General features: G+C 38.4%; 8 protein-coding genes. 1 reads left to right on the top strand and 7 read right to left on the bottom strand.

Annotation, left to right across the window (positions count from 1 at the left end):
* On the top strand, nucleotides 1-192 hold a 192-nt coding region (locus AC3II9_RS18555), incomplete at its 5' end, for a hypothetical protein (protein WP_489157829.1).
* On the opposite strand, the gene AC3II9_RS18550 is transcribed toward AC3II9_RS18555, so the two are convergent.
* The 7 genes from AC3II9_RS18550 to AC3II9_RS18520 form a co-directional block, all read right to left on the bottom strand.
* Nucleotides 173-430, bottom strand: a complete 258-nt coding sequence (locus AC3II9_RS18550; RefSeq protein WP_489157827.1) for an HPr family phosphocarrier protein — start codon at nucleotides 428-430, stop codon at nucleotides 173-175. The genes AC3II9_RS18555 and AC3II9_RS18550 overlap by 20 nt on opposite strands.
* Before the next feature lie 194 nt (nucleotides 431-624).
* On the bottom strand, nucleotides 625-1,572 hold the full coding sequence (gene whiA, locus AC3II9_RS18545; protein ID WP_489157825.1) for a DNA-binding protein WhiA: 948 nt from the start codon (nucleotides 1,570-1,572) through the stop codon (nucleotides 625-627).
* A 66-nt stretch (nucleotides 1,573-1,638) separates the two neighbouring features.
* Complete coding sequence (locus AC3II9_RS18540) at nucleotides 1,639-2,607, bottom strand: gluconeogenesis factor YvcK family protein (protein ID WP_489157823.1); 969 nt, start codon at nucleotides 2,605-2,607, stop codon at nucleotides 1,639-1,641.
* 33 nt (nucleotides 2,608-2,640) lie between these two features.
* Complete coding sequence (gene rapZ / locus AC3II9_RS18535; RefSeq protein ID WP_489157822.1) at nucleotides 2,641-3,531, bottom strand: RNase adapter RapZ; 891 nt, start codon at nucleotides 3,529-3,531, stop codon at nucleotides 2,641-2,643.
* Nucleotides 3,532-3,552: 21 nt separating this feature from the next.
* A complete protein-coding gene (locus tag AC3II9_RS18530; RefSeq protein ID WP_489157820.1) occupies nucleotides 3,553-4,017 on the bottom strand; it encodes an NUDIX domain-containing protein in 465 nt (154 codons plus the stop codon).
* A gap of 228 nt (nucleotides 4,018-4,245) precedes the next feature.
* Nucleotides 4,246-5,190 carry a thioredoxin-disulfide reductase gene (gene trxB, locus AC3II9_RS18525; RefSeq protein ID WP_489157818.1) on the bottom strand — a complete coding sequence of 315 codons (945 nt, stop codon included), beginning with the start codon at nucleotides 5,188-5,190 and terminating at the stop codon, nucleotides 4,246-4,248.
* A gap of 73 nt (nucleotides 5,191-5,263) precedes the next feature.
* Nucleotides 5,264-6,781, bottom strand: coding sequence for a tetratricopeptide repeat protein (locus tag AC3II9_RS18520; RefSeq protein ID WP_489157816.1), 1,518 nt, complete (start codon nucleotides 6,779-6,781; stop codon nucleotides 5,264-5,266).
* Between the last annotated feature and the right edge of the window lie 209 nt (nucleotides 6,782-6,990).

Below are 6,990 nucleotides of genomic sequence, written 5' to 3'. Positions count from 1 at the left end.
AGCGAAGCGAGCCGCGACCTGCCATCCATTCCTTCCTCGCTACGCTTCGGAAGAAATGGATGGCAGGAAAGGTTTATCGGATACTCAAATTCTATCGTTCTCTCAAAAGCTACCCCAACAATTGACAAAGGACCAAAAAAGGCGCAGAAAGTAAAAACTTTCCGCCCCCTTTTTAATCTTCTTGTTGAATGAGTGCTGTCAGTGCATGAATGGCCATTTCAGCATCATCACCATCTGCCATTAATGTCACCATCGTACCTTTTGCGATCGCTAGGCTCATAATGCCCATAATGGACTTGGCATTTACTTTTTTCTCATCTTTTTGTAAATATACTTCAGACTTATAACGATTCGCTTCTTGCACGAAAAGTGCTGCTTGTCGTGCTTGTAAGCCTGATTTTAATTTTACTTGTACTTGGTTTTCAACCATTAGCAAAACTCCCTTTCACAACCGTGCATCCATTTATTTCTATCTTAGCGAAAACACTGAAAAAGAACAACGCTTCCTGATGAAATCGTTATCATTTTCTTTTAGAGCTATACATCTTGAACTAAAATTAAGTTGAGATGAAATCCTAAATTTAATCATTTGTAAAAAACGCAAGAGTGCCAAATATGTACTCTTTAACTTTTCACTTGTTCTCCTCGACGTAATGCATCGGCAATTTCGTCAATTTTTCGCAGGCGATGATTTACGCCCGATTTGCTTACAACGCCGGTAGATACCATTTCGCCTAGTTCCTTCAATGTGACGTCTTGATATTCTACTCGAAGCCGCGCAATTTCACGCAATTTCTCTGGTAATTGATCTAACCCAATTGTATTTTCGATAAAACGTATATTTTCTACTTGACGGAGTGCTGCACCAATCGTTTTGTTTAAATTAGCGGTTTCACAATTGACAATACGATTTACACTGTTACGCATATCACGTACAATACGCACATCTTCAAATTTTAACATCGCTTGATGGGCTCCCACTAAGCTAAGAAAATCAGAAATTTTTTCTGCTTCTTTTAAATACGTGACAAAGCCTTTTTTACGTTCGATTGTTTTCGCATTCAAATGATATTCATTCATTAAGTCTGCTAGTGCCTCACCGTGCTCTTTGTACAGTGAGTAGACTTCTAAATGATAGGCAGATGTTTCTGGATTATTGACAGATCCACCTGCTAAAAAGGCCCCGCGTAAGTAGGCACGCTTTTGATTATTTTTTGGAACAAGTTCCTTTTCAATCATATGATGAAATTGAAAATCATCTGAAATGATATATAAATCCGTTAATAATTCTTTTGCCCCTTCACGAACCCGGCAAATATATACATTATTTTTCTTCAGACGCATTTTTTTCCGTACTAGTAGCTCTACATTATACGTATACAATTTTTTTACAATCGTATATAATCGTCTCGCAATCGCTGCATTCTCCGTTTGGACATCTAAGCTAAGTTGACGATTCGCAAAGCTAAGCGAGCCATTCATTCGAATGAGGGCGGATAGTTCTGCCTTCAAGCTGAGATCATCTGCATCCACTTGTGTTAATTCTTTTTTTGTTTCTGAAGCAAATGACATGTGATTATCCCCCTTTCTTACACAATATGTATGCACTATCATACCATATGTTTGCGATAATCTTGCTTATTCTCGCTCCATTTGTTCTACATAATTACATAACCAGCTCGCAACATTTACTGCATGATGACGAACAGCGCCATTTTCAATCATGGCAATTTCCTCTTTAAAGACTTCAAGGCCTAATGCCTGTAAACGTTCAATATCAAATTGGACAGGCACTGCATTTTCTTCTTTATAGCTTTCCATTACACTTTGTGGTAATGCATCTTTGTTAATTAAAATGACTTCCATAAATGCTGTCCCCACATGCTGATGAATAGCCTCAATATGTCGGGACGCTGTATAACCTGTTGTTTCACCACGTTGCGTCATTAAATTGCAAATGTAAATTTTCTTCGCCTTTGCTTTGACGACCGCTTCGCCAATCTCTTTTACTAACAAATTAGGAATAATACTCGTATAAAGACTACCTGGACCAATTAATATGACATCTGCCTTATTGATTGCATGAATCGCTGCTGGTAATGGCTGCACATCTTCTGGTGTTAAAAATACCCGTTTAATGGGTGCGTTTGCTCCTGGAATGCGCGACTCCCCTTGGATGCAAGTACTGTCTTCCAATTCCGCATGCAATGTTACTTTTTTATTCGCTGCTGGAATCACTTTACCGTGCACGTTTAGTACTTTGCTCATTTCAGCAATGGCATAACTAAAATCACCCGTAATATCTGTTAACGCCGTCAGCATTAAATTACCTAGCGAATGTCCCCCTAAATCATTCGAGTTAGTAAATCGATATTGAAACATTTGCTCAACTAATGGCTCTACATCAGATAAAGCTGCAATGACATTGCGTACATCTCCTGGTGGTGGAATGTCATAATCATCGCGCAGTCGACCAGAGGAGCCACCGTCATCCGCTACAGTAACAATGGCTGTAATATCAAATTGATGTGTTTTTAAACCGCGTAGCACCGTTGACAGTCCTGTACCTCCACCGATTACGACAATACGCTTCTTCTTTTTTCGCATTACATCACCCTTTCATCTTAATAGTTTATTCCGTTATTCCTTTTTATAACTATGTTGAATATCTCGGTGTGTAATCACTGTCTGTTCTGTATGCCCTAGTAATTTCCCAAAGTATTCTGCTAATGTAACAGAGCGATGTTGACCACCTGTACAACCAAATGCAATGACTAACTGGGACTTTCCTTCCGCTTTATAATGCGGAATCATAAATTGAAATAAATCTGTTAGCTTTGCAATGAGTGCTTGTGTTTCATCTGTCGCCAAAACATAGGAAGATACTTCCGTCTGTAAACCTGTTTTATGACGAAGCTCTTCCACATAGTAAGGATTTTTTAAAAAGCGGACATCAAAAACAAGGTCCGCATCGATTGGCATGCCGTGTTTAAAGCCGAATGACATCACATTGACTGAAAACATTGGCGTGCTTGTATGAGAAAACTCCAAAGCAATGCGCTCCCGAAGTTCACGTGGTTTCATTTTAGAAGTATTAAAGACTGTTTTTGCTCGTCCCTTTACTTCCCCTAGCATGTCACGCTCTTGGTTAATTCCTGTAAGCGGTAAACCAATCGGTGCTAATGGATGCGAACGACGAGACTCTTTATAACGACGTACTAGTGTTTCATCATCCGCATCTAAAAACAGAATATGTGGCGTAATATCTTCTTCTCTTTCCAGTGCATCGAGCGCATCTACCATAGAGTCAAAAAACTCACGACCGCGTAAATCCATCACAACCGCAATGCGTGAAATCTTTTTATCTGAATTTCTCATTAATGCTAAAAACGTCGTTAATAATTCAGGAGGTAAATTATCTACACAGTAGTAACCTAAATCTTCAAAACTTTGTACCGCAACCGTTTTCCCCGCTCCAGACATCCCTGTAATAATAACTAATTCATGTGTATAGTGCTGATGATTGCCCACGTTTTCTTCTCTCCTCTTTTACTATTCGATTGACGACTGAATCTTTTCACTAATTAGCTCAAAATCCTCTGTATACTCAAACGTACCATATTGGATTCCTTTTTGATAAGCCGCAAATAATAAATTTGTTCGATCTCCTTGTGCCATCGGAAGCGTTTCTAAGCTTTCGATTGAGTGCCAGGCAAGTTTGCCTTCACGTGTTTCTTTAAAGATTGTTCCTTCTACTTTTTTTGCTATAAATGTGTACAGCATCCACTCATCCACAACGCGTTCATTGTTTTTAATGACCATTGTATAGACGCCTTTTAAATGCACATCATGAGGCGTTACATTTGTTTCCTCTTGAAACTCACGAATAGCCGCTTCATAGATCGATTCTCCGCTCTCCATTTTGCCACCAGGGGCCACATACCAGCCACGTCTCGGCTTTTGTAACAATAAAACTTCATTCCCTTGTATAGCTAATAAATTTGCGATTCTTTGCATTGGCTAACACCTCTAATCTTCTTAATCTTTTCTCCATTATAACGTGCCTTTAATGTACACACAAAAAAGAGGTTGTTTTTCGGGCTCTTGCCGTTCAAACAACCTAAAAAGATATAAAAGGGGAATAAAACAATTATGAAAAACAACTGTGGTAAGCAGTTTTTACATTTTCTATTATATCCCTTATTTGTTTCGTAAAAGTTACAATACTATTAAGGTATCGTTAATTTATACGTTTAACTTTTCTTTTAATTCTTCTACATAGTGCTGAGCTGCTAGGGCTGCAATACTGCCATCGCCTGTAGCAGTTACGATTTGACGTAACATTTTATCACGAACATCTCCTGCTGCAAAGATGCCTGGTACCGCTGTCTCCATTTTGGCATTCGTCACGATATAGCCATTTTCATTTAAAATATTTAAATTCGCAAATGGAGCTGTTAATGGCACCATACCGATGTAAATGAATACGCCGTCTGTTTTAAATTCAGATTCTGTGCCGTCTACCGTAGATACAAGTGTTACACGACCTACCTTGCCATCTACTTCATGAATTTCTTTTACTGTCGCATTCCAAATAAAGTCAATTTTTTCATTCGCAAATGCGCGGTCTTGTAAGATTTTTTGCGCACGTAGCTTATCGCGTCGGTGAACAATTGTTACTTTCTCTGCAAAGCGTGTTAAATACACACCTTCTTCTACCGCCGAGTCGCCGCCACCTACTACGACTAATTCTTTTCCTTTAAAGAATGCCCCATCACATACAGCACAATAGCTTACGCCTCGGCCACCCAACTCTTTTTCACCTGGAACGCCCATTTTTTTATACTCTGCACCTGTTGAAAGAATGATGGCACGTGCTTTGTATTGTTTTTTACCAACAATAATTGTTTTATATTCTTCCCCGTCAATAATGTCCGATACATCACCATAAGCATACTCAGCACCGAATTTTTTCGCGTGCTCAAACATTTTTGTTGAAAGCTCTGGTCCTAAAACCGTATCAAAGCCAGGATAGTTTTCTACCTCTTCTGTATTGGCCATTTGACCACCTGGAATGCCACGCTCTAACATTAGTGTCGAAAGATTCGCACGTGATGTATACACGGCTGCTGTTAATCCTGCAGGACCTGCACCAATAATTACTATGTCATAAATTTTTTCTTCTGCCATTTTAAAAGACCTCCTCTACCACTTCTCACATTTATATCGTATGCGATATTTTTAATCGTTTCAATAAATATGCTTATACGCTAGTTGGGACAAACTCAAGTAGTTCATCACAGTATTTTGTCAATGTTGCGACAGTAGTCTCATATTTCTCAGCAAATTGTTTTTTTGTTACTTTTTCATCCATGGCTGAATGGAACATATAATCGACTGCAGCGGCTAATGCTTTCACATTTCTAAAAGGATAGTTCGCTTCAATGGCTAGTTCAAATAAAGCAAACCATAGCTGTAAAACATGTGTTGCTTCTAAATGAATAGCGCCATATTTTTGTGTAATGAATTCTGCTACTTCCATCGCTCGTAAAATAGGAAGTTCCCCTTTTCTTTTAGTGCTAAACTCATGACCAAGCGCATAGGCTAAACATAACTTTTCTACTTCATTATAATTTGCGACATCAATCCATTTAGGGTGCGCAATAATTTCTTGTTTATGGGCAGAGCGCTTTAGCAAGAAAAAGCCAAATAAGCGTTCGGATGTAAAGTTGCTATTCACTTTATCAATAATAATCTCACGGCTATTTTCAAGTGAATTCCCTTTACTCTCATCATGTACCCAAGGTTCAAACCCTTCCTTCGTAGGATCTAGTTTGAGTAGCTGCTTCCACGCTTGCTTTGCCACATCCTCCTGACCTGAGAAATAAGCAGATTGTGCTAGCCAAAAATAAAAACCAGGATCTCCTTCATAACCGCGTTTATTCATAGAACGTAACCATTTGTACGCTACCTCATATTGTCCGATTAATGCTAATGTTGCACCAAGTTTATAGCGATTATCCCATTCATATGGCTGAATCTTCGTTAAAATTTGCAACAGGTCATTTAGCTCTTGTTCATTTTTCTGATAGTACGCAAATACAGCTAAATTACATAACGCGTGTAAATTCCCATGATTTTCTCTTAATACATGATTTAATAAGGCATGCGCCTCTTCCGCTTCACCAATATAGAAATAAGCCAGTGATAAATTGTTATACGCTGGCCAAGCATCTGGGAACTGCTCAATTAATTCCTCTAACACTTCAATAGCTTGAGCAAAATCGCCTTTTTCCATTAGTCTTCTTGCTTTTTCTTGTCCAACCATTTTTTCAGCATCATGTTCTTCTAAATGTTCGAGCGTTTCTTTTTCTAGTTCCACAAAGTCTAAAATTTCATTCGCTTCCATAGCGTACATACCTTGTGGTTCCATATCTAAATACATCAATGCATATTTTTTAGCATCATGAACCATCCCTATACAGCCGGATACTTCCGCGAGCATAAAAACAATTTCCGGCTCATTTGGATCTAGATGATACGCAGTATGAATTAATTCATGTGCATGTTCAAAATTTTGCAATTCCATTTCAAGCATGCCGTATTGCATTAATATAAGCCCGTCATCCGGACTAAGTTCTGCAGCACGTTGAATATATTTATACGCCTTATCTAATTGATCCCGTTCTAAGGCTGTTAGTGCTTTTTGATAATAATAGTCACCGTTTGGAATAAACGATACGACATTACTTTTTTTACTTATTTTACGTTTATTTTCCAACAATATTTCCTCCGAAACATAAAATAAGGAACGTCTAACACGTTCCTCATAGTTGTTCTCTATTATAGCACAAACAGTTTAAAAAGCGGCTACTTCTGCCTTTATGTTCTAATTTTTTACACACATATTAATTTACCTTGTCTTGTTCACAAGCGCATTGGAATACGCTAAGTTCCGCTACGGTTGATTTGCTTTCGACGCAGAAAAAA

Source organism: Lysinibacillus sp. RU7 (assembly GCF_057837305.1).
The sequence above is the reverse complement of the archived record's forward strand: the minus strand, read 5'-3'. Positions and strand labels throughout refer to the sequence as shown.